Source organism: Polaromonas sp. YR568, from assembly GCF_900116715.1.
Classification (GTDB): Bacteria; Pseudomonadota; Gammaproteobacteria; order Burkholderiales; family Burkholderiaceae_C; genus Polaromonas.
Window position 1 is genome coordinate 86,964 of record NZ_FPBM01000008.1, and the last position, 21,150, is coordinate 108,113.

Genomic DNA, 21,150 nt, shown 5'->3' on the forward strand with positions numbered 1-21,150 from the left:
CTGCTTGGTCCTCGCCTCCCGGCAAGCCATGCTCGAGGAGGCCTTGATTTTGTGCGGCGCGATAGAACAGCGCCGTGCCGGAAGTGCGGCGCTGCTTGCCTGCGGCGAACTCTTGCGGGACATCCCGGCCGTCGCCACCGCTTCCCGGGCGTTCAGGATCGTCGTTGATGAGGCCGTACCCGCAGTCCACTCAAAGCCGCCTGTGTGGCGGCGCTTGATGAGAGCGGGACCATTGCGCGTTTTGTGGACTCCGTTCGAAATGGCCCGGCGCAGGGGCCAAGCCAGGGCCGTTCTCACGCGAGAGCAACCCAAAGTCATCGTCGTATTTGAGGACCGGATCCCCGATCCCGAGATGGTCTGGCTCGAGGAGGCGGCAAGACTGGATATTCCGGCCATGCTGGTTCGCTATGCCTCCTCATCATCGGAAAGCGACGCGTGGACCCGCCGGGACAAAACGGCCTACTCCCTTGATCGCGGCGCGTTGGCATGGGCGCGACGCCTGTTTGCACGTGCTTACCCCGCACATGCGCTTGATCTTGGCATGGGCCCTCAAATCTTTTACTCCCTGTGGGACAGCCTTGCGCTGGCCGTGTCCGGAATGGCGGGAACCCAGCCCTGGGTCGTTGGCGGCGGCCGCGTTGCCGTCGCGGCGATTCAAGGCCCGACGGACTTTGAGGAGGCCGTAAAACTCACGCAAACCCCCGAACGTTTTCGCATCACAGGCCAACCATCCTGGGATTTGATGGCTCGCGCCGAGAAGCGGCAAACCAGTTCCCCCCTCGTAGCTCACGGCGCCCCGGGCCCGCAACCGCCGCGACTGGTCTGCGCATTGCCGCAATGGGGCGAACACCTGCAGATGCCTTGGCCGCAACACATCGAAAAGATAGCTCAACTATGTGCCATTCTGGGCAATACAGGATGTGAAGTGGTGCTGTCTTTGCATCCCAAAACACAACGCGACCGCTATCAGCCAATCGCAGATCTTCACCAGTTGCACATCTCCGATCTGCCGCTTTCCGCAATCCTACCCGGAGCGGACCTTTTTGTGGCGTCCTGGTCCTCTACATTGCGCTGGGCCGCGATGCTGGGTATTGCTTCCGTAAATCTCGATTGGGCGGGACAAGGCTATACGCTATTTTCGGAGCTTGGGTCGCTTCCGGTGTCGAATCAGCCGGTCGACCTTGCCCCGCTGCTGGCGAACCTGGCAGACGATCCCGGGCACCGAACCAGGCTTGGCGCGCAATTGCGTGAAGAATCTTTCCCCTACGGGGCGATAGACGGACAATCGGGACAGAGAATCCTCTCTTTGATTGAAAACCTGGCCGGAGGCGGCCATGGATAATATTTCAAAGCATCGGTGGCGGATCATGGCCGTTGCCTGCCGCCGGGAGAATTTCAACGACCCGTTGCAAGAATGCATTGACATGCAAACCGTTGGCAGTCCCAGCCATCTAAACTAGCTCAAGATCAAGAGGCAGATATGAACAGAAGTACTTTTATCATCGCAGAAGTGGGCTCCGTCCATGATGGAAGCTTTGGCAATGCGCAGCGCCTCATTGATGTAGCTGTCGCCTGTGGCGCCGATGCCGTCAAATTTCAGACCCATTTGCCGGCCGCCGAGACCTTGAAAGACGCGCCAATGCCGTCCTATTTCAAAGGGGAGCCTCGCTTCGAGTATTTCGCGCGCACCGGCTTTACGCTGGAACAATGGAAAAAACTGGCTCAACACGCGACCAGTTCCGGCATCGAGTTCATGTCGTCCCCTTTCTCCGCCGAAGCGGTCGCAATGCTCGAAGACATCGGCATCAGCCGTTACAAGATTCCCTCCGGCGAAGTATCCAACCTGCCAATGCTGGAAACCATTGCCCGGACGAACAAGCCTGTCCTGCTGTCCTCCGGTATGAGTTCCTGGGCCGAACTGGATGCGGCCGTGGCAACGATACGCCGTTATCACAATCAGCTTCTGGTCATGCAATGCACCTCTTCTTACCCGTGTCCTCCCGAACGCGTGGGCTTGAACGTACTGGGTGAAATGAAATCGCGATGGAACACACCCGTTGGATACTCCGATCATTCCATGGAAAACAACGCTTGCCTCGCGGCAGTAGCGCTCGGCGCGACGGCCGTGGAGAAGCACCTGACGTTCAGCCGCGCAATGTACGGCTCGGACGCCAAACACTCAGCAGAGCCGGCGCAGTTCTCCGCACTGGTGCAGGGGATTCGTGAAATCGATGCCATGCTGGCCAGCCCCGTGGACAAGAATGACTTGAACGCTTTCCGTGAAATGAAGGAAATTTTCGAGAAAAGCGTGGTTTCGACGTGTAACATCGCGGCCGGAAGCGTGATTACATCCGCCATGCTGGGCATCAAGAAGCCCGGTTCCGGCATACCTGCCGCCCGCTTGAACGATGTTGTCGGCAGTGTGGCGAAAGTGGACATTCTAAGTGACAGCCTGATTCGTGAGACCGATTTGGTATCGCGCCAAGCCTGAATGTTCAATACAAGGAATATCAAATGATTCCAATTTTTATTGGATACGACCCCCGGGAGGCGGTTGCGTATCACGTCTGCAGCAACAGCATCGTGCGCCAGGTCTCGCAGCCAGTGTCTTTGAATCCGCTGGCCCTGCGCAACCTGGGCTTTTACGTCGAAAAACATACCGACGGCAGCAATCACTTCATCTACAGCCGCTTCCTGGTCCCGCACCTGATGGAACACCGCGGCTGGGCCATCTTCATGGACGGCGACATGCTGCTGCGCGACGACATCACCCGCTTGTGGGAGCTTCGCGACCCGACCAAGGCCGTGATGGTGGTCAAGCACGACTACAAGACCCGCATGAGCGAGAAGTACCTGGGTTCAAAGAATGAAAACTACCCGCGCAAGAATTGGTCGAGCGTGGTGCTGTGGAACTGCGAGCACCCGGCCAACCGCGCTCTCACGCCGGAATTCGTTCAAGGCGCGACCGGCGCCCAACTGCATCGCTTCACCTGGCTCGAAGACGAGCTGATCGGCGAACTGCCCAAAGTCTGGAACTGGCTCCCCGACGAATTTGGCGCAAATCCGGAGGCAAAGCTCCTTCACTTCACCCTGGGCACCCCCTGCTTTCACGAATTCGCCACGACACCCATGGCGGACGAATGGCACAGGGAAAGAATGTTGATGGACTATTCACTTCAACGCATTACCCCGCAACCGTAACTCAATCATGAAAAGAAAAATTTGTGTCGTCGTCGGCTCGCGGGCCAATTACAGCAGCATCAAGGCCGTGATGCGCGCGGTCGCCGCGCATCCCGCGCTGGAACTCCAGGTGGTCGCCGGGGCCTCCGCCCTTCTGGACCGCTACGGCGCGGTCGTCGACATCATGGAAAAGGACGGTTTCAACATCGATGCCCGCCTCTTCATGCTGGTCGAAGGCGAGACGCCGGCCACCATGGCCAAGTCCACCGGGCTGGGCCTGATCGAGCTGCCGACCATCTTCGAGAGGCTGCAACCGGACGTCGTGCTGACCGTCGGCGACCGTTTTGAGACCATGGCGACCACGCTGGCTGCGGCCTACATGAATATTCCGCTCGCCCACACCATGGGTGGTGAGGTGTCGGGCAATATCGACGAGAACATTCGTCACGCCATCACCAAATTCGCAACCATTCATTTCCCCGCCTCGGAAGACGCCCGCAATCGCATCATCAAGCTGGGAGAGCAGCCGGACACCGTTCACAACGTCGGCTGCCCACGCATGGATCTGGTGGCGAGCTTTCTCCAGGACGAAACCGAGGTCAGCAGCCAGCTGCTGAGCGAAGGCGTCGGCAGCAGTTTCGACGTCAAAGGCGATTTCCTGCTGGTCTCGCAGCATCCTGTCACCGGCGAATATGGCAGCGGCGAGCGGCAAGTGGCGGCGACCCTGGGTGCCTGCCTCGAGCTCGGCATGCAGACCTTGGTGCTTTGGCCCAACGCTGACGCCGGCTCCGAGGATGTCTCGCGCGGCATTCGTAAGTTCCGCGAGCAACACCCGGATGCGCCTTTCCGGTACGTGAAAAACCTTCCGCCGGAAATCTACATGCCACTCATGGCTCGCACACGCTGCCTGATCGGAAATTCGTCCAGTGCAATTCGCGAGGGCGCCTTCATCGGGACGCCTGCCGTCAACATCGGCTCGCGTCAGACGGCGCGGGAACGCGGACAGAATGTGGTCGACTCCGGCTACACGCAGGTCGAAATCCTGGCGGCCATCCGGGACCGCCTGAAGACGGGACGTTTGCCCTCGAACCCCATCTACGGCGACGGCCATGCCGGGCCGCGTATCGCCGAAATTCTGGCGACCGCAACATTCAATATCAATAAAGTCATCACGTATTAATTGCACGTAGCCAGAACGACGCCCTGCTCTGTCATGAAATCGCAAAACCGGATCCTGGCAGTCATCCCGGCGCGCGGCGGATCCAAAGGGATACCGTTCAAGAATCTCGCCCCTCTGGGCGGGCGGCCGCTGATTGCCTGGACAATCGCCGCAGCGAAAGCCGCGCATGGGCTGGACCGGGTCGTCGTTTCGACCGACGATGAGAACATCGCGGCAGCCGCGAGGGAACATGGCGCGGACGTGCCCTTCCTCCGGCCAGCGGAGTTCTCCGGTGATGGCGCGCCAGCTCTCGACGTCATTGCACATGCACTGAGGGAACTCCGGTCGCAGGACGGCGCGCCGTACGATGCGGTGGCCTACCTGCAGCCCACTTCGCCGTTTCGCAGCACCGCCCAGCTCACCGACGCCGTCGCCTTGTTCGGCCAAGAGCATCCGGACACGCTGGTCAGCGTAACGGCGGTGCCGCACAATATGGTCCCCTCGTCGCTTATGCATCCAGTAGCACCTTCGGTGCCGCTGATGCTCCAATCGCCGGCTGGGCAAAAACTGCGGCGCCAGGAAAAAGAAAAACTGTTCGCCCGAAACGGCCCGGCGATCCTGATTGTTTCCGCCGCCGACGTCCAGTTGCGCGGCCGACTGTATGGGGAGCGTGTGCTGGGCTTTGAAATGGACCGCTTGTCATCGCTGGACATCGACGATCCGATTGACCTGGAGATGGCAAGGCACCTGCTTCCGCTGCTGCAATACTCATCCGGCACCACCTTGTGAGTAGCTCCCGCATGCTGACCAATACGGCCTGGAACCTGGCGGGGCTGGGCGCGCCCATCCTTGCGGCGGTCGTGGCCATGCCCTTGCTGATCAGCCAATTGGGTGATGCTCGATTCGGCATACTCGCACTCGGCTGGATGGTCACGGGTTACTTCGCCTTATTCGATTTCGGAGTTGGCCGAGCCACCACGCGCAGCATGGCAGCCTTGCGCAATACCGCAGCCGAGGGCGACCACGCCAGTGTCTTCTGGAACTCCCTTTATGTGCATGCGGCCCTGGCATCCTTGGGGGGCGTGATTTTTGCCGCCGCGGTACCCTGGTTAGTCGACATCGCATTCGCCATTCCGCCGGCGCTGCGGGACGAGGCCTATGCGGCCTTCTACTGGCTGGCGTTTTCGGTGCCGGCGCTGGTATTGGCTTCGGCCCTGCGCGGCCCGCTGGAGGCGGAACAGCGGTTCGATCTGGTCAATGCAGTGAAAATGCCGATCAGCGCGCTGAACTACCTTGCGCCCCTGCTGGCATTGCAATTTACGCATCGGATCGACGCCGTCATTGCCGTAATCGCCTTGTCCCGCTGGCTGGCGACGCTGGCCTACGGCGAGCTGTGCCGCCGGGCGGTCCGCCTGCAACCAGGCCATCGCGCGCCGCGCTGGAGCACGATCACGGATCTGCTGAAGGACGGGGGCTGGCTCACCGTCACCAGCATCGCCGTTCCTGTCATCATGATGCTCGATCGCAGCCTGATCGCGCGGCTGGTGTCTCTGGAAGCGGTCACCTACTATGTGGTGCCCTACGAAGTGGTCACAAAAATGTGGATACTTTCCGCAAGCTTGCTGGGAGCTGCCTACCCTCTGATGAGCGCCAGCAAGGGGCAAGACCTGCGCCAGCTTTGCGACCAGGCCCTGCGCTGGCTGCTGGTCACTGCAACGCCAGCGACATTGACAGTTGTGATATTTGCCGATGACTTGCTGCGCCTGTGGGTTGGCCCTCATATTGCGGCACACGGCGCTGCGGTCATGCAGTGGCTTGCGATTGGGGTCTGGATCAACATACTCGCGCAGGTTCCACTAACGGCATTGCAAGCTTCAGGCCGTGCAAATATCGTCGGCAGCGTCCAGCTGCTTGAGCTGCCTTTTTATGCCGTACTGGCTTGGTGCCTGATCCTGCGCCACGGCGCTGCTGGTGCCGCGGCAGCCTGGACGATCAGGGCGACGATCGAATGGGCGGTTTTGAGCTTTTCACTCCACAGGACCGAGGCTCACCCGGGCCGATGGCCGGGTATTTCAGTGCCTCGCTTCATTCTGCTGTCTGCAACGATAATGGCAGGCGGTTTGGCCGCCTACGCAACGCCATTTGCCGTCAAGTGCCTGCTCGCTCTGGTTCTGATTGCTGGCCAGGCAGCCTGGCAGTGGCGCTACCTGTTGACCGCCCAGGAGCGCGGCAAGCTCCTGGCGCGCATCTCGCGGCAAACGGCCACAAAGTAATTCGCCATGAACAGCACGCCCCTTGTTTCACTCGTTGTCCCGGCCTATAACCACGCAGACTATCTGAAGGAATGCATAGAGAGCATCCTCGCCCAGGACTATCCCCGGGTGGAATTGATCGTGCTGGATGATGGCTCGACCGATGCGACACCCGATACGCTGCGCGCTTATGGAGGGCGCTTCCGCTGGGAAAGCCAGACCAACATGGGGCAATCGGCAACCCTCAACAAGGGCTGGGGGATGGCCAGGGGGGATATCCTGGGCTACCTCAGTGCCGACGATGTCCTTCGGCCACAAGCAGTGTCCGAAGCCGTTGCCGCGTTGAATTCACGGCCAGAGCTTGTCGCGACCTATAGCGATTTCGATTTGATCGATGAACACTCGCGATCCGTTAGAACGGTCGCTACACGCGACTTTGACGCCCGAGACCTTGTGTTGGATCTGGTCTGCCAGCCCGGGCCCGGGGCCTTTTTCCGGCGTGAAGCTTTTTTACGGGCCGGGCCCTGGAATCCGGAGTTACGCCAGAATCCAGACCTGGATTTCTGGTTGAGACTTTGCCTGGTTGGAGGTTTTCTGCGAATACCCAAGGTACTGGCAGGGTTTCGTGTCCACGAAGGCTCTGCTACCTACCAGTCCACCAATATTGCCAGAGCGGACGAGCCCGTCCTGATGACCCGGCGCTTCATTGCCATTTCAGGTTTGCCTGACTGGATAACTGCAGCCAACCATCGGGTGGTCGCAACTGGTTATGTTGCCAGCGCGCAGTTGCATCTGCGCGCTGGCCGCCCTGTCATGGCCTTCCAGAGAATTTGTTCCGCCATGCGCGCAAGCACTGCAACGCTACTCTCCGCGCGCGCCGCGCATCTGCTGCTCAGCGCGTTGATTGGCCGTTTTCTTCATCGGCTCCGGTCCACCTGGGTGAGGTGGCATACATGATAAAAGTCACTGAGAGTTATCCAGGTCAACTGTTTCCTCTCGTCCTCGCAACTTATTTTTCGGGACCGGTTACTGTTCTGATACAGGATTTTTTTTCATGGCTTCGCGCGGGCTCTACCCCTAGTCTTTTTGCCACCTTTATTTCCCTGATCCACACAGTCGTCGCGGCGGGCGTCATTGCGATTTGGTACGTGACCGCACAATTTCTTGACCGCAAGCAGTCATGAGAAACACCGAGACGAAAAGCAACAAGAAGGTGCTGGTCATACTGCCCTCACCGCTCATGGCGCGCAATTTTCTGCGCACGGATATCCTGCACCTCCTGGGGTCCGGCGAAGACACCGAAATTACCGTGGTCTCCCCCAATCCCGATGATCGCGAACTGGTTGAAAAAAACGGGGCAGCATGGCATCCCTACTTTCATCCCCGGCGCTCAAAGGTTGCCGGCGAGAATGGCTTCGGGGGGAGGCTATTGAGAGTGGGTCGGTATGCACGCTACCTGGCCGGCTTGTTTCTACACATGGGACTGACATACCGCATCAACACGCTGTCCGGTTTTAAGGGGTTCTCGGCACGCCTGCGGCAATCCTTCGGTCTGCGCAAAATCTACCTGCGGGAAGGTTTACCCATGTCCCGTCTGTTTGGGCTCCCTTTCCCAAAAAGCTGGCGGTTGTACCGATTTCTATATACGTGTTACTACCAGCGTTGGCAGAGCTTTGGGCCTGTCGAGAAACTCATAACGCAAGTCAAACCTGACCTCATGATTTTGTCCATGGTGCAGACGCACATGGTCACGCCCTATGCACTGGCGGCACACCATCTCAAGGTGAAGATACTGGGCATCAACGGCAGCTGGGACCAACCCACCACCAAGGGGCCGGTGTGCCCCGGCATTGAGCGCATTGCGGTGCAAAACGATATCGTTCGGGACGAATTGATTCGATACCACCACATCGCCCCTGAGAGAGTAAAACCCATAGGCTGGCTACAGATGGATGCATATTTCCATCAGCGGGAGGTGGCGCGCGAAGATGTGCTGCGGCGCGTGGGTATACCCCTCACACATCGCTACATACTGTTCGCGGCCAATGCGCCCAGACTGGGTCTCCATGAGCCGGAAGTGTTCAAACAACTGGCCATCCAGGTTCAGGCCAATACATTTGGCACAGACGTCACTCTCGTCTGCCGCTGCCATCCCCAGGACCGCGATTGGCGCGCGCGTTGGGGTTCAGCATTGGCCATGGAGCGCGTTGTGGTCGACCCGCCTGATCTGGGCCCACTGGATCATCTGGCCGCAATGGTGCGCCATGCTGGCGTGGTCATCGCATCCGCGGGGTCCATTAACCTGGACGCTGTGGCGCTGGATACGCCAACCATCGGCCTTGCCTGGGAAGACCCCGATCTGCCTTATTGGGACCGGCCGGCGCGCGCTTATGATCTTGAGCATTTGCGCGTGCTGCGTACTGAATCGGGAATGATGTTTGCCCGCGACCTTCCTGAACTGCTTGCAGCCTGCACACGCTATCTTGCCGAGCAGCATGCCGACGCCGAAGGAAGAGCGCAAATAAGGCACCGATACTTGTATCGCCTTGATGGCGGCGCAGCGGCGCGTCTGGCTAACGAGGTCAAGGAGATGCTGGAATGACTCTTTTTGTCATCACCGGGGCAAACGGTTTTATCGGCCGCCATTTGGTCGCCAGCCTGGTTTCGGATGGCGTGGAGGTTCGGGCCTTGACCCGAAAGCAACCCGACGCCAAAGACATGATCCCCGGCGTCGCATGGATTGTCGGCGATACCGCCGACCGCGAGACCTGGGAAAGGCTGGTGGAGAAAGATTGCATCGTGATCAACCTTGCCTTCTCAAACACCAGGGCAAGCGCGGCGGCCGTGGAAGCAACGGCCGAGATGGTCGAAGTCTGTGCCAACGCCGGGATCGCGCATCTGATCCATTGCAGCACCGTGTCTGTTTACGGACGAGCGGATGAGACCATTTTGACCGAGAACTCACGCTGCACCCCTCTGGACGCGTACGGCCAGGTGAAGCTTCGTGTGGAACAGGTGCTTGCCGACAAGGTCAAAGGAAGATTCCCTGTCACCATCATCCGCCCCTCTGCGGTATTCGGCAAAGGCGGCGAAGCACTGATCAAGCTACTGGATGAATTGATCGAGGGAAGCAGAACCGTTAACTACCTGCGGTCCTCGATGTTCGGCCGGCGCAAGACACACCTTGTTCCCGTAGAAACCGTGGTCGCCGCGCTCAAATTTATCGGCGCCAAGCCAGGGCCGGATGGCATTGAAATGTTCATCGTGTCCGATGACGACGATCCCTTCAACAATTTTCGGGATGTCGAGCGAGTGCTCATGGACGAGCTGAAATTGCCGCATTACCGTATCCCTCGTCTACCGCTCCCCCGCTTCCTGCTTGAAACATTGATGCGCATCATGGGCCGCGCGAACGTCAATACCCGAACAGAATACCGCTGTGACAAATTATCAAGCTGCGGATTCGTCAAGCCCGTGACACTGAAAGCCGCGCTGCAACAATTTGCGGCCACGCACAAAGCCCTGCATGACAACAACACGCCATGAAGGTCCTAAACGTTAATCACCTCCTGGACCCGGAAACGGGTGGGGGGACCGCCGAGCGAACCCTTCAGATCAGCCGTTTCCTGCAAAGAGCGGGTATTCAGACAAGCATTCTGGCACTTGACATTGGCCTGAGCCAGACGCGGCGGGAGAAATTCGAAGGCGTGAAAGTGGTAACGCTGCCTTGCCTGAACCGGCGGTATTTTGTACCGTGGCCATCACAGGGCGTTATCCACAAATTGGTTGCAGATGCGGACGTGGTTCATCTCTCGGGACATTGGACAATACTCAATGCACTTGTGTACAAGTCCTGCCGCCGCCAAGGCAAGCCTTTTGTTTTCTGCCCGGCCGGAGCGCTTGCAACCTTCGGCCGATCGCTCCGGCTCAAACGCACCTACGATGCATGGATTGGCCGGGAACTAGCCCAGTCCGCAACTGCATGCGTGGCTATTACCCATCAGGAGCGCGCAGACTTCGCCGCGTATGGAGTATCGGCCGAACGTGTGACGGTGATTCCCAATGGAATCGATCCAGGCCAGTACGCCACCGGCCCGGCTGCGGAACGCGAAATTCGCGAACACCTCCAGATCGGGCCTGCACCCTATATCTTGTTTCTGGGTCGATTAAATGCGATCAAGGGGCCGGACCTGTTGCTAGAAGCATTTTTGAGGGTCGCAAGCCGGTTTCCTGAGTTCCACCTGGTTTTTGTCGGCCCGGATGGAGGCTTGCAGGCATCCTTGATGGAAAACGCGGGGCAAAGCCCCCAAAAAGAAAGAGTACATTTCCCCGGCTACCTGGCCGGGGCGGATAAAGCGGCCGCCCTCAAGGCCGCAACGCTGCTGGTCATTCCGTCGCGCCGTGAAGCTATGTCCATTGTTGTGCTTGAGGCCGGCATATCGGGTACCCCGACCCTGTTTACCAACGCCTGCGGCCTGGAAGGGATTTCGGCGCTGGGCGCCGGAACCATGGTGGAGCCCTCTGCTGAGGCGCTGGCTACCGGCCTCACTGCTTTGCTGGCCGACCCAACATCCACGCGCGCGGCAGCTGTTCGCCTGGAAGCCTTGGTGCGCGAAAAATACCAGTGGGCCATGCAGGCGGCAAGCTATGTGACCCTGTATGAACAAATTCTGGGCAAAGCGCACGCATGAGGGTGCTCGTCATCAGCCAATATTTCTGGCCGGAAAACTTCAGAATCAACGATCTCGTTGAAGGATTGCTTGAGCGCTCGCACGAAGTGACCGTGCTCACAGGTCTTCCCAACTACCCTTCCGGCAAGTTGTTCCCGGGTTTTGGCTTTGGAGGCCCTTACAAAGGCCGGTTTGGCGGCGCGCAAGTCATTCGCGTGCCGCTGGTACCCCGGGGCAGCGGCCGCGCGATCCGGCTCGTCCTCAATTACTTTTCGTTTGCCTTGGCTGCAAGCGTCCTGGGCGGCTGGCGCTGCAAAGGGCCCTACGATGCCATTCTGGTTTTTGAACCATCACCGGTAACAGTCGGTATACCAGCCCGGGTCATTTCCAGTTTAAAAGGTGTGCCCATCCTGTTTTGGGTACAGGATTTGTGGCCAGAAAGCCTTTCCGCCACCGGAGCAGTCAAATCGCAGCGGGCCCTGAATACGGTTGCCAGCCTGGTGCGCTGGATCTACCGAGGCTGCGCAAAAGTGCTCGTTCAATCCGAAGCCTTTGTCCAGCCGCTTCTTGATCTCGGCGTAGAGAGGGGGAAAATCCGGTATTTCCCCAACAGCGCGGAGGCGATTTACCAGGCCCCGCCCGATGGGCAGGTATGGACCGCCCCCGCCCTGCCCACCGGCTTTCGTGTGATGTTTGCGGGGAATATCGGAGCGGCGCAATCCCTCGAGACGATGCTGGCAGCCGCTGAAATCCTCCGAAGTCACCCGGATATCCACTGGATCGTTGTCGGAGACGGCCGCCAGGCGCCATGGCTCAAAGAAGAAGTGGCCAGGCGCGGGCTAGGCGCCCACATTCATCTGGTGGGGCACTTTCCGCTGGCTGCGATGCCGCAGTGGTTTGCACAGGCTGACTTGATGTTTGCAAGCCTGCGCCGGGATCCGGTCTTTGCGCTGACCATCCCCTCAAAAGTACAGTCCTACCTCGCTTGCGCAAAACCCATCGTGGCCGCCCTGGATGGCGAAGGCGCCCGCGTCATCCACATCTCCGGCGCAGGCCTGGCCGTGCCCGCCGAAGACGCCCAGGCACTGGCCGAGGCTGTGCTGAAAATCTATAAAATGGACCCTTCCGGACGCAAAGTATTAGGAGACAATGGCCGGAAGTACTACGAAAAGCACTTTGACCGTGAAAAGCTTCTTGACAAATTGGACGAGTGGCTGTCTGAAGTAAAAAAGAATTGACTGTCGGCATGTGCGACTGATCGCGGACGGCCAACACGGCGCACTGTTTGCTTGCGTCATCTGGACTGCGACAGCGCCACCGAGCCCATATTTGAATTCAGCTGAACGCGTACCGAGAGAACCTAATCTTCAATCGCGCGTTCAGTTCAAGGCTGTAATTAAACCTTCTGGCGCCTCATTTGGACTTCCGTCTCACATGACAGATCATATTCACCGCCTTCCTCATTTTTTGAGGCGGAAACACCCCATCAATCGATGAGCACAGTACTAATTCTTGGTGCAAGCGGAATGCTGGGCAGCGCCACCTTGCAGGTCTTCGCAGAATCCAATGCGCATCAAGCTGTCGGCGCGATCCGGTCCAATGCCAGCAAGGCCTTGTTTCCCTCCCACCTGCGTAATCACCTGATCGTAGGAGGGGACGTCGAAAACCCCGACTCGCTGATTCAGCTGTTCCAGACTGTGCAGCCGCAGGTCGTGATCAACTGCATCGGCCTCATCAAACAGTTGTCACATGCCGGTGATGCGCTGAGCGCCATTCCGGTCAATTCCCTGCTGCCGCATCGCATTGCTCGCCTGTGTAGCCTGACCGGAGCGCGGCTGGTCCATATCAGTACGGATTGCGTTTTTTCTGGGAGAAAAGGCGGCTACTTTGAGAGCGATGCACCCGACGCGGAGGATCTGTACGGTCGCTCCAAGCTGCTGGGAGAAGTGGACTATCCGCACGCGATCACATTGAGAACCTCCATCATCGGGCATGAACTGGCCGGTGCCAATGGGCTGATCGGCTGGTTCCTGCAGCAACAGGGCACATGCAAGGGCTACAACAAGGCGATTTTCTCGGGTCTGCCCACCGTAGAGCTGGCGCGCCTTATCCGGGACGTCGTTCTGCCGAGAGCCGACCTCCACGGCCTCTACCACGTGGCGTCGTCCCCCATCAACAAATATGAACTCCTCACCATGGTCGCCACTGCCTACGGGAAAAGAATCGAGATCACCCCTGACTCCCAGCTGGTGATTGATCGCTCATTGAATGCGCAGCGTTTCAACGCCGCAACAGGCTATACCCCGCCAGCATGGCCCGATCTCGTTGAGACAATGCATCGCTACGAGGTATCCCGCCATGTTTGACAACAAAGTCCTCTTGATCACGGGTGGAACCGGGTCGTTCGGCAATACGGTGTTGAAGCGTTTTCTCGCCACGGACGTGAAGGAAATCCGGGTTTTCAGCCGCGACGAGAAAAAACAGGAGGACATGCGGATTGAGCTTGGCAACGACAAGGTGAAGTTCTACATCGGCGACGTGCGCTCATGCGAAAGCCTTGCGCAAGCGATGGTCGGCGTCGACTATGTATTTCACGCTGCAGCGCTGAAACAGGTACCGTCGTGCGAGTTTTATCCCATGGAGGCCGTGCGAACCAACGTTCTGGGCACCGAAAACGTCCTGAACGCCGCTATCGCTTCAGGCGTGAAACGGGTAGTAGTGCTGAGCACCGACAAGGCGGTATACCCCATCAATGCAATGGGCATCTCCAAAGCCATGGCGGAAAAACTCATGGTGGCACGCTCCCGCATGATTCCCGAATCGGGGCCGGTTATTTGCGCCACCCGCTACGGCAATGTGATGGCATCCAGGGGTTCGGTCATACCCCTGTTCGTGAACCAGCTCCGCGCGGGCCAGCCACTGACCTTGACCGATCCGAAGATGACCCGCTTCCTGATGTCGCTTGAGGACTCCGTCGATCTTGTCCTGCACGCATTTGAGCACGCCCAGCAAGGGGACATATTCATACAGAAGTCCCCCGCATCCACGGTCGCAGACCTTGCCCAGGCACTGCAGGAGCTTTTTGGCCGGGAAGCGCCTGTGAACATCATCGGTACACGCCATGGCGAAAAACTTTATGAATCCCTGATTTCCAGAGAGGAAATGGCGAAGGCCGAAGACATGGGCCGCTATTACCGCATTCCGGCCGACAACCGCGATCTCAACTACAAAAAATACTTTGTCGAGGGAGAGCAAAACATCTCGGACCTGGACGACTACACCTCGCACAACACTCAGCGGCTTGACGTGCCGCAGATCAAATCTGTGCTTCTGAAGCTCAGCTACATCCAGGAGATGCTTGGTGCTTAAAGTCATGACGCTGGTCGGCACCCGGCCTGAACTGATCAAGATGAGCCGGGTCATTGCGGAGCTCGACAAGCAGGTCGCCCATGTCCTGGTGCATTCGGGGCAGAACTACGATTACGAATTGAACCAGGTCTTTTTCGATGAACTGGGCATCCGCAAGCCCGACCACTTTCTCGAGGCGAGCGGTGAGACACCAGCGCAGATGATCTCGGAAATCATCGCCAAGGCAGACGCCGTCTTCGCTGCGGAAAAGCCCGACGCGCTGCTTTTGTATGGCGACACCAATACCTGCCTTGCGGTGATCGCCGCCAAGCGCCGAAAAATTCCCGTGTTCCACATGGAAGCCGGAAATCGCTGTTTCGATCAGCGAGTGCCGGAGGAGCTCAATCGCAAGGTGCTCGATCATCTGAGTGATATCAATCTGGTGTTGACCGAACACGCTCGCAGGTACTTGCTGGCGGAGGGCATTCGTCCTGAAACCATCATCAAGACCGGCTCCCATATGGAGGAGGTGCTGGCGCACTACATGCCCGGAATATCGGCATCTACCATACTGGCCCGCGAAAACCTCACTAAGAACCAGTTTTTCATTGTGAGTGCGCACCGCGAGGAGAATGTCGACACGGCGGAGAACCTCGTCGATTTTCTGGATACCCTGCACGCCCTCGCGGATACCTACCAGTACCCGGTTATCGTCTCAACCCATCCGCGCACGCGCAAACGGCTTGAAGCCCTGGGCAAATCTCTGGAGCACCCCCTGATCAGGTTTTCCAAGCCCTTCGGCTTGCTCGACTACATCCACCTGCAGATGTCGGCTTTCTGCGTCCTCTCGGACAGCGGCACGATCACTGAAGAGGCATCGTTGCTGAATCTGCCGGCAATTACAATCCGGAACGCCCACGAGCGGCCAGAGGGCATGGATGAGGGCACCCTGATCATGAGCGGCCTGAAAAAGGATCGTGTGCTGGACGCAATCCGCGTTGTGACGAACCAGCACAACCGGGAAAGCCGCGCAATGGCTGTGGTTCCTGACTATCAAGGTGGAGCGGTGTCCAAGCAGGTTGTCAGGATTGTGCTCAGCTATACCGATTATGTGAATCGGACGGTGTGGTCCCGATAGATACACACCTTTGGAGCAACCTCCCCCGTCTGCACCAATGAAGCAAGCGCAACAAGAATCAAATATTCAAATCGAGAGCACCATGGAAAAGATTCCTTACCCCAAAGACATCGTCAAATCTGACTTTACCGGTGAAGATGGTCACCTCAAGACGAAATACGGGCTGCCGGAGGATGTCGAGTTTTGCGTGAAATGCGTGATCTCCAACCAGCGGCCCAATTCGGCAGTCGAGTACACGCATACCAAGGACTCCAAGAAAAAAACCATTCACTTTGACGAGCATGGTGTTTGCGATGCGTGCAACTTCGCGGAGAAAAAGAAGGCCACCATTGACTGGGAAGAGCGGGAGCGCAATCTGATTGAGTTGTGCAACCGTCATCGCAGCACCGATGGCAGCTATGACTGCATCGTACCGGGCTCCGGCGGCAAGGACAGCTTTTACGCCTCGCACATCCTGCGCACCAAATACGGCATGCATCCGCTGACGGTCACCTGGGCACCGCACGTTTACACCGATTGGGGGTGGAAAAACTTCCAGAGCTGGATCCACGCAGGTCATGACAACCTGCTGATGACGCCCAATGGCCGCGTACACCGGCTATTGACGCGCCTGGCGGTGGACAACCTGTTCCACCCCTTTCAGGCATTCATGTTCGGCCAGAAGGCGCTCGCACCGAAAATGGCCTTGCTGCACAAGATCCCGCTAGTGTTTTACGGTGAGAATGAAGCAGAGTACGGCAATCCGATCGGCGACACCGAAACAGCCAAGCGCGACTGGTCGTACTTCACCGCCGCGGACCAATCAAAAGTCAGTCTGGGCGGCGTCAGCGTACCGGACCTGAAGCAGCACTTCGGAGTAGAGCATCAAGACTTGCTGCCCTACCTGCCGGCCGATCCGAACCAGATCGAAGAGCAGAAAGTCGAAGTGCACTATCTGGGCTACTACCTCAAATGGCACCCACAGAGCTGCTATTACTATGCCGTTGAGCATGGCGGCTTCGAGGCTTCCCCCGAGCGCACTCCCGGCACCTACAGCAAATACAACAGCATTGACGACCGCATCGACGACTTCCACTATTACACGACCGGCGTGAAGTTCGGCCTGGGCCGCGCCACCTATGATGCCGCCCAGGAGATTCGTTCGGGCGACATCACACGCGAAGAAGGCGTGGCGCTGGTCAAGCGATTCGACCACGAGTTCCCTGAACGCTTTGCCGATGAGATATTCCGCTATCTGAGTATCCCAGCCAAGGAGTTTGGGGAAGCTGCCAGCGCGATGTTCGAGCAGCCCGTGCTGGACAGGGAGTACTTCATGAAACTGGCGGACACCTTCCGATCGCCCCACCTGTGGAAGTGGGAAGACGGGCAGTGGAAATTACGGCATGCGGTGTGGCATGGGTAATGTCCGCCTGATTCCCCGCCTGGACATCAAAGGGCCCAACCTGATCAAAGGGATCAGGCTGGAAGGCCTGCGGGTGATGGGCGATCCGCAGGAATTCGCATTGCGTTACTACGAAGCCGGCGCCGACGAGCTCGTCTATATGGACATCGTGGCCAGCCTGTATGGGCGCAACAACCTCAGCGACATCATTCGCCGCGCCGCGGATCAGGTCTATATTCCGATCACGGTCGGTGGCGGCATTCGCTCCGTTGACGACGCCCGCCACATCCTACGCTCGGGCGCCGACAAGGTCGCCATCAATACCGCCGCCATAGCCGATCCCAGCTTGATCACCAAGGTATCGCGCCGCTTCGGCTCGCAGGCCATGGTGCTTTCGATCGAGGCGAAGCTGACTGCCCCCGGCAAGTGGGAAGCCTATACCGACAACGGCCGGGAGCGTACCGGTCTCGACGTGATCGAATGGGCGCGCAAAGGCGTGGAGCTAGGCGCCGGCGAGATTCTCCTGACCTCTGTCGATCGGGAAGGAACGCGCAAAGGCTTCGAAGTCGACTTGATACGCCAGATCAGCGAGGCCGTCCCTATCCCCGTGATCGCCAGCGGCGGAATGGGCAGCGTCGAGCATCTGATCGATGCGGCCAAATCGGGAGGAGCGGATGCGGTGGCCATGGCCGACGTGTTGCACTACAAGCGGCTGGCGCTGCCGGACATCCGGGCCGCGGCGCTGAAGGCGGGCCTGAACGTACGGGATGTTCAAGCATGACCCAAAAAATCACCATCGCGGACTATGGCGTGGGCAATTTGCTCAACGTGGCCCGGGCATTTCAGCACTGCGGTGCCGACGTGCATGTCACCGAAAACCCCAGCGAAATTGCCGAAGCAGAGCGCTTGGTGGTGCCGGGAGTGGGCGCGTTCGAGGACAGTATCAACGAATTAACCCGACGTGGCTTCGCCGACGAAATCAAACGCTATGCGGAATCGGCGCGCCCGCTGTTCGGAATTTGTGTCGGCATGCAGATGCTGTTTGACGTCAGCGAAGAGTTCGGCGAGCATAAAGGGCTGGGCATATTGCCCGGCAGAGTCAAGGCCGTGCCCAACACCACAACGTCCGGCCAGATGCAACGCGTTCCGCATATCGGCTGGGGACATCTGCTCCACCCCGAAACCGGCCGAACCTGGCAAGGCACATTTCTTCAGTCGTTCGAGAGCGCCAGACCCGCCGTGTACTTTGTTCACTCCTTTGCGGCTTATCCAGAACGCGACGCCGATCGGCTCGCTGACTGCCTGTATGGCGGGCACCGCATCTGCGCGGCGGTCAAACGCGACAACATCGTTGCCACCCAGTTTCATCCTGAGCGCAGCGGTGAAATCGGACTGGCCATGGTGCGCAGCTTTCTTGCCCTTTGATATGCCCGCGGCGCGCTCATCACTCGCCAGTGCTCCCGAGAAATACCTGATCGTCAGCCTTGGCAGCATAGGCCGACGGCACCTGGCCAACTTAAGAACCCTTTGCCCGGACGCCCAAATTGGCGTGCTGCGGCTGCATGCCACTGACAGTGGCGCCGCAACCCCGGCAGGCGCCGATCTCCAGTTCTTCTCTCTTGCGCAAGCCTTGGCATTCGCCCCCTCGGCGGCCATCGTTGCGGGACCCGCATCAACCCACCTGGATGTCGCGACGGCACTGGCGAATGCCGGAATCGCGCTACTGGTTGAAAAACCGATTGCAGACACAAGCACAGGCCTGGCTTCCTTGCTGCGCACTTGCGCCCACGCGGACATACCGCTGATGGTTGGCTACAACCTGCGCTTTCTGCCCTCTTTGGTGGAATGCAAAAGACTGCTCGACACCGGCGCGATCGGCCGGATCCGCGGCGTTCGCGCGGAAGTCGGGCAGTACCTTCCGGACTGGCGGCCGGGAACGCGCTACCAGGAGAATGTTTCCGCCAGGCGGGAGCTTGGGGGCGGCGCGCTGCTGGAGCTCAGCCACGAAATCGACTACCTGTACTGGATGTTCGGCATGCCGGCGCGCGTCAGCGCCCGCGGCGGCCGTTACAGTGAACTGGAAATCGACGTTGAGGACATGGTCGAGCTTTGCCTGGAATACGAAAATCCCGCGCGTTTGGTCAATGTTCACCTGGATTTCCTGCAGCGATCACCCTCCCGTAGCTGCAAATTCATCGGTGACCAGGGGACTCTAGTCTGGAACGGCATCACCGACCGGATTGATTTATTTTCTGCCGCCGAAGGCACCTGGAAACACGTCGACAAGCACGCACAGGCGGATCGCAACGGCATGTACCTTGATGAACTGCGCCACTTTCTGAACTGCTCGCGCCGGCAGGAGCCGGCCCTGTGCGATGGCGTACAGGGATATGATGTACTCGCAATTGTGGAAGCGGCCAAGGCGTCCATGCAACATGGCGCGGCTGTACCTGTCCATGGCTACACAGGAACCTGAATTGCGCACAATAGCTTTCATCTTCGCACGCGGCGGCTCCAAGGGTGTTCCCGGCAAGAACATCAAAATGCTCGACGGAAAACCCCTGATCGCTCATTCGATTGCAGTTGCGCGATCATGCGCGAGCATAGAGACAGTGATCGTCTCCACCGACGATGCGGCCATTGCCGCGGCTGCCCGTGAACACGGGGCCGAAGTGCCCTTCATCAGGCCGGCGGAACTGGCGGCAGATTCCAGCCCGGAATGGCTGGCCTGGCGCCATGCGATTGAATGGGTGCAAAAGGAAAGAGGCGCTTTTGACCTGTTCGTCAGCCTGCCGCCCACCTCCCCCTTTCGCAACCGGCAAGACGTTGAATCCTGCATCCAGACGCTGGTGGAAGACCCAGCCGCCGATATCGTGATCACGGTCAAGAACGCCGACCGCAGCCCTTACTTCAATATGGTCGCGCTCGACCCTGAAGGCTACGCCGGCCTGGTGATCAAGCCCACGGCAAGCATTACCCGCAGGCAGGATGCGCCGGTGGTTTATGACATCACGACCGTCGCCTATGCCGCAAAGCCTTCATTCATCCTGAAAGCAAACGGGATTTTTGAGGGCCGGATCAAAACAGTGAAAGTACCGCCCGAACGGGCATTGGACATCGACACGCCTTACGATTTCATGCTGGCCGAAGCTATTGCCGGGATCAGGGCTTCGCAAACCGGGAATGCATAGACCATGGCAGCAGAAGAACCACGCCCAATATCAAGTCTGATGGACCTGTCGGGCCGCGTCGCCGTCATCACCGGCGCCGCGGGACACCTGGGGCAGGCTATGGCATCCACCTTGTCCGAACTAGGCTGCTCGGTATGCCTGCTGGACCGCAATGCCGAGGCGCTTGAAAAATCCGCGAACCAGCTGCGCACAAAATGGAACAAGCCCGTTGAACAGTTGCTGATCGATCTTGAATCGGAAGACGAGCGGAAAAACGTTTTGGCATGGGTCACGCAGAAATTCGGGCGCGCCGACATTCTGGTCAACAACGCCGGTTTTGTCGGCGACAGCGCATTGACCGGGTGGGTCGTGCCCTTTGAAGAGCAGGAAATCGGCACATGGCGGCGTGCGGTGGAAGTCAATCTCACGGCCGCATTCCACCTTTCACAAGTGCTTTCTCCTTTGCTGAGGATCAACAGCAAAGGCTCCATCATCAATGTAAGTTCCATCTACGGGGTTGTAGGTCCCGACCTGGCGCTTTACCAAGGGACAGCGATGGGCAACCCTGCGGCTTATGCAGCTAGCAAAGGAGGGCTGATCCAGATCACTCGCTGGCTTTCCACCGTTCTGGCCCCGGATATCCGGGTGAACTGCATCAGTCCCGGCGGAATCGCGAGAAACCAGCCAGAACCATTCCAGGAGCGCTATATCGAGCGAACGCCAATGCGCCGCATGGGCCGCGAAGAAGACTTCAAGGGAGCCGCCGCTTATTTCGCCAGCGACCTTTCGGCGTGGGTGACCGGCCAAAACCTGATGGTCGACGGCGGGTGGACAGCATGGTGAATACCGTCC

20 protein-coding genes are annotated in these 21,150 nt (G+C 58.7%); all 20 read left to right on the plus strand.

The window, feature by feature from the left end:
- The first annotated feature begins 4 nt into the window (after window positions 1-4).
- The 20 genes from BM408_RS16725 (at window position 5) to BM408_RS16820 (ending at window position 21,141) form a co-directional block, all read left to right on the plus strand.
- Window positions 5-1,342, plus strand: coding sequence for a glycosyltransferase family protein (locus BM408_RS16725; RefSeq protein WP_139237369.1), 1,338 nt, complete (start codon window positions 5-7; stop codon window positions 1,340-1,342).
- Window positions 1,343-1,480: 138 nt separating this feature from the next.
- Window positions 1,481-2,491 carry an N-acetylneuraminate synthase family protein gene (locus BM408_RS16730; RefSeq protein WP_092131144.1) on the plus strand — a complete coding sequence of 337 codons (1,011 nt, stop codon included), beginning with the start codon at window positions 1,481-1,483 and terminating at the stop codon, window positions 2,489-2,491.
- 23 nt (window positions 2,492-2,514) lie between these two features.
- Window positions 2,515-3,201 (plus strand): glycosyltransferase, encoded by a 687-nt coding sequence (locus BM408_RS16735; RefSeq protein ID WP_092131146.1) that lies wholly within the window; start codon window positions 2,515-2,517, stop codon window positions 3,199-3,201.
- 7 nt (window positions 3,202-3,208) lie between these two features.
- Window positions 3,209-4,360 carry a UDP-N-acetylglucosamine 2-epimerase gene (gene neuC / locus BM408_RS16740; protein WP_092131148.1) on the plus strand — a complete coding sequence of 384 codons (1,152 nt, stop codon included), beginning with the start codon at window positions 3,209-3,211 and terminating at the stop codon, window positions 4,358-4,360.
- 33 nt (window positions 4,361-4,393) lie between these two features.
- On the plus strand, window positions 4,394-5,128 hold the full coding sequence (locus BM408_RS16745; protein WP_092131150.1) for an acylneuraminate cytidylyltransferase family protein: 735 nt from the start codon (window positions 4,394-4,396) through the stop codon (window positions 5,126-5,128).
- A gap of 11 nt (window positions 5,129-5,139) precedes the next feature.
- Complete coding sequence (locus BM408_RS16750; protein ID WP_092131152.1) at window positions 5,140-6,612, plus strand: flippase; 1,473 nt, start codon at window positions 5,140-5,142, stop codon at window positions 6,610-6,612.
- A gap of 6 nt (window positions 6,613-6,618) precedes the next feature.
- Complete coding sequence (locus BM408_RS16755; protein ID WP_092131154.1) at window positions 6,619-7,548, plus strand: glycosyltransferase; 930 nt, start codon at window positions 6,619-6,621, stop codon at window positions 7,546-7,548.
- Between the two features lie 223 nt (window positions 7,549-7,771).
- Entirely contained in the window at window positions 7,772-9,193 is a 1,422-nt protein-coding gene (locus BM408_RS16760) for a glycosyltransferase family protein (protein ID WP_092131156.1), read from the plus strand.
- Window positions 9,190-10,137 (plus strand): NAD-dependent epimerase/dehydratase family protein, encoded by a 948-nt coding sequence (locus tag BM408_RS16765; protein WP_092131158.1) that lies wholly within the window; start codon window positions 9,190-9,192, stop codon window positions 10,135-10,137. Before BM408_RS16760 ends, BM408_RS16765 begins: the two co-directional genes overlap by 4 nt.
- On the plus strand, window positions 10,134-11,282 hold the full coding sequence (locus tag BM408_RS16770) for a glycosyltransferase (RefSeq protein ID WP_092131160.1): 1,149 nt from the start codon (window positions 10,134-10,136) through the stop codon (window positions 11,280-11,282). The genes BM408_RS16765 and BM408_RS16770 overlap by 4 nt, the downstream gene beginning before the upstream one ends.
- Window positions 11,279-12,499: a glycosyltransferase family 4 protein gene (locus tag BM408_RS16775; protein ID WP_092131162.1), complete on the plus strand. Its 1,221-nt coding sequence runs from the start codon at window positions 11,279-11,281 to the stop codon at window positions 12,497-12,499. The genes BM408_RS16770 and BM408_RS16775 overlap by 4 nt, the downstream gene beginning before the upstream one ends.
- A gap of 255 nt (window positions 12,500-12,754) precedes the next feature.
- Window positions 12,755-13,627: a dTDP-4-dehydrorhamnose reductase family protein gene (locus BM408_RS16780; RefSeq protein ID WP_092131164.1), complete on the plus strand. Its 873-nt coding sequence runs from the start codon at window positions 12,755-12,757 to the stop codon at window positions 13,625-13,627.
- Entirely contained in the window at window positions 13,620-14,630 is a 1,011-nt protein-coding gene (locus BM408_RS16785; RefSeq protein WP_092131166.1) for a polysaccharide biosynthesis protein, read from the plus strand. Before BM408_RS16780 ends, BM408_RS16785 begins: the two co-directional genes overlap by 8 nt.
- On the plus strand, window positions 14,623-15,747 hold the full coding sequence (wecB, locus tag BM408_RS16790; RefSeq protein WP_092131168.1) for a non-hydrolyzing UDP-N-acetylglucosamine 2-epimerase: 1,125 nt from the start codon (window positions 14,623-14,625) through the stop codon (window positions 15,745-15,747). Before BM408_RS16785 ends, wecB begins: the two co-directional genes overlap by 8 nt.
- 82 nt (window positions 15,748-15,829) lie before the next feature.
- Window positions 15,830-17,149, plus strand: a complete 1,320-nt coding sequence (locus BM408_RS16795) for an N-acetyl sugar amidotransferase (protein ID WP_092131170.1) — start codon at window positions 15,830-15,832, stop codon at window positions 17,147-17,149.
- On the plus strand, window positions 17,142-17,909 hold the full coding sequence (hisF, locus tag BM408_RS16800; RefSeq protein WP_092131172.1) for an imidazole glycerol phosphate synthase subunit HisF: 768 nt from the start codon (window positions 17,142-17,144) through the stop codon (window positions 17,907-17,909). Before BM408_RS16795 ends, hisF begins: the two co-directional genes overlap by 8 nt.
- Window positions 17,906-18,553, plus strand: coding sequence for an imidazole glycerol phosphate synthase subunit HisH (gene hisH / locus BM408_RS16805; protein ID WP_092131174.1), 648 nt, complete (start codon window positions 17,906-17,908; stop codon window positions 18,551-18,553). The genes hisF and hisH overlap by 4 nt, the downstream gene beginning before the upstream one ends.
- A complete protein-coding gene (locus BM408_RS16810; protein WP_175541824.1) occupies window positions 18,510-19,604 on the plus strand; it encodes a Gfo/Idh/MocA family protein in 1,095 nt (364 codons plus the stop codon). The genes hisH and BM408_RS16810 overlap by 44 nt, the downstream gene beginning before the upstream one ends.
- A 1-nt stretch (window position 19,605) precedes the next feature.
- Window positions 19,606-20,319, plus strand: a complete 714-nt coding sequence (locus tag BM408_RS16815; RefSeq protein ID WP_175541825.1) for an acylneuraminate cytidylyltransferase family protein — start codon at window positions 19,606-19,608, stop codon at window positions 20,317-20,319.
- A 3-nt stretch (window positions 20,320-20,322) separates the two neighbouring features.
- A complete protein-coding gene (locus BM408_RS16820; RefSeq protein WP_092131179.1) occupies window positions 20,323-21,141 on the plus strand; it encodes an SDR family oxidoreductase in 819 nt (272 codons plus the stop codon).
- Window positions 21,142-21,150 lie beyond the last annotated feature (9 nt).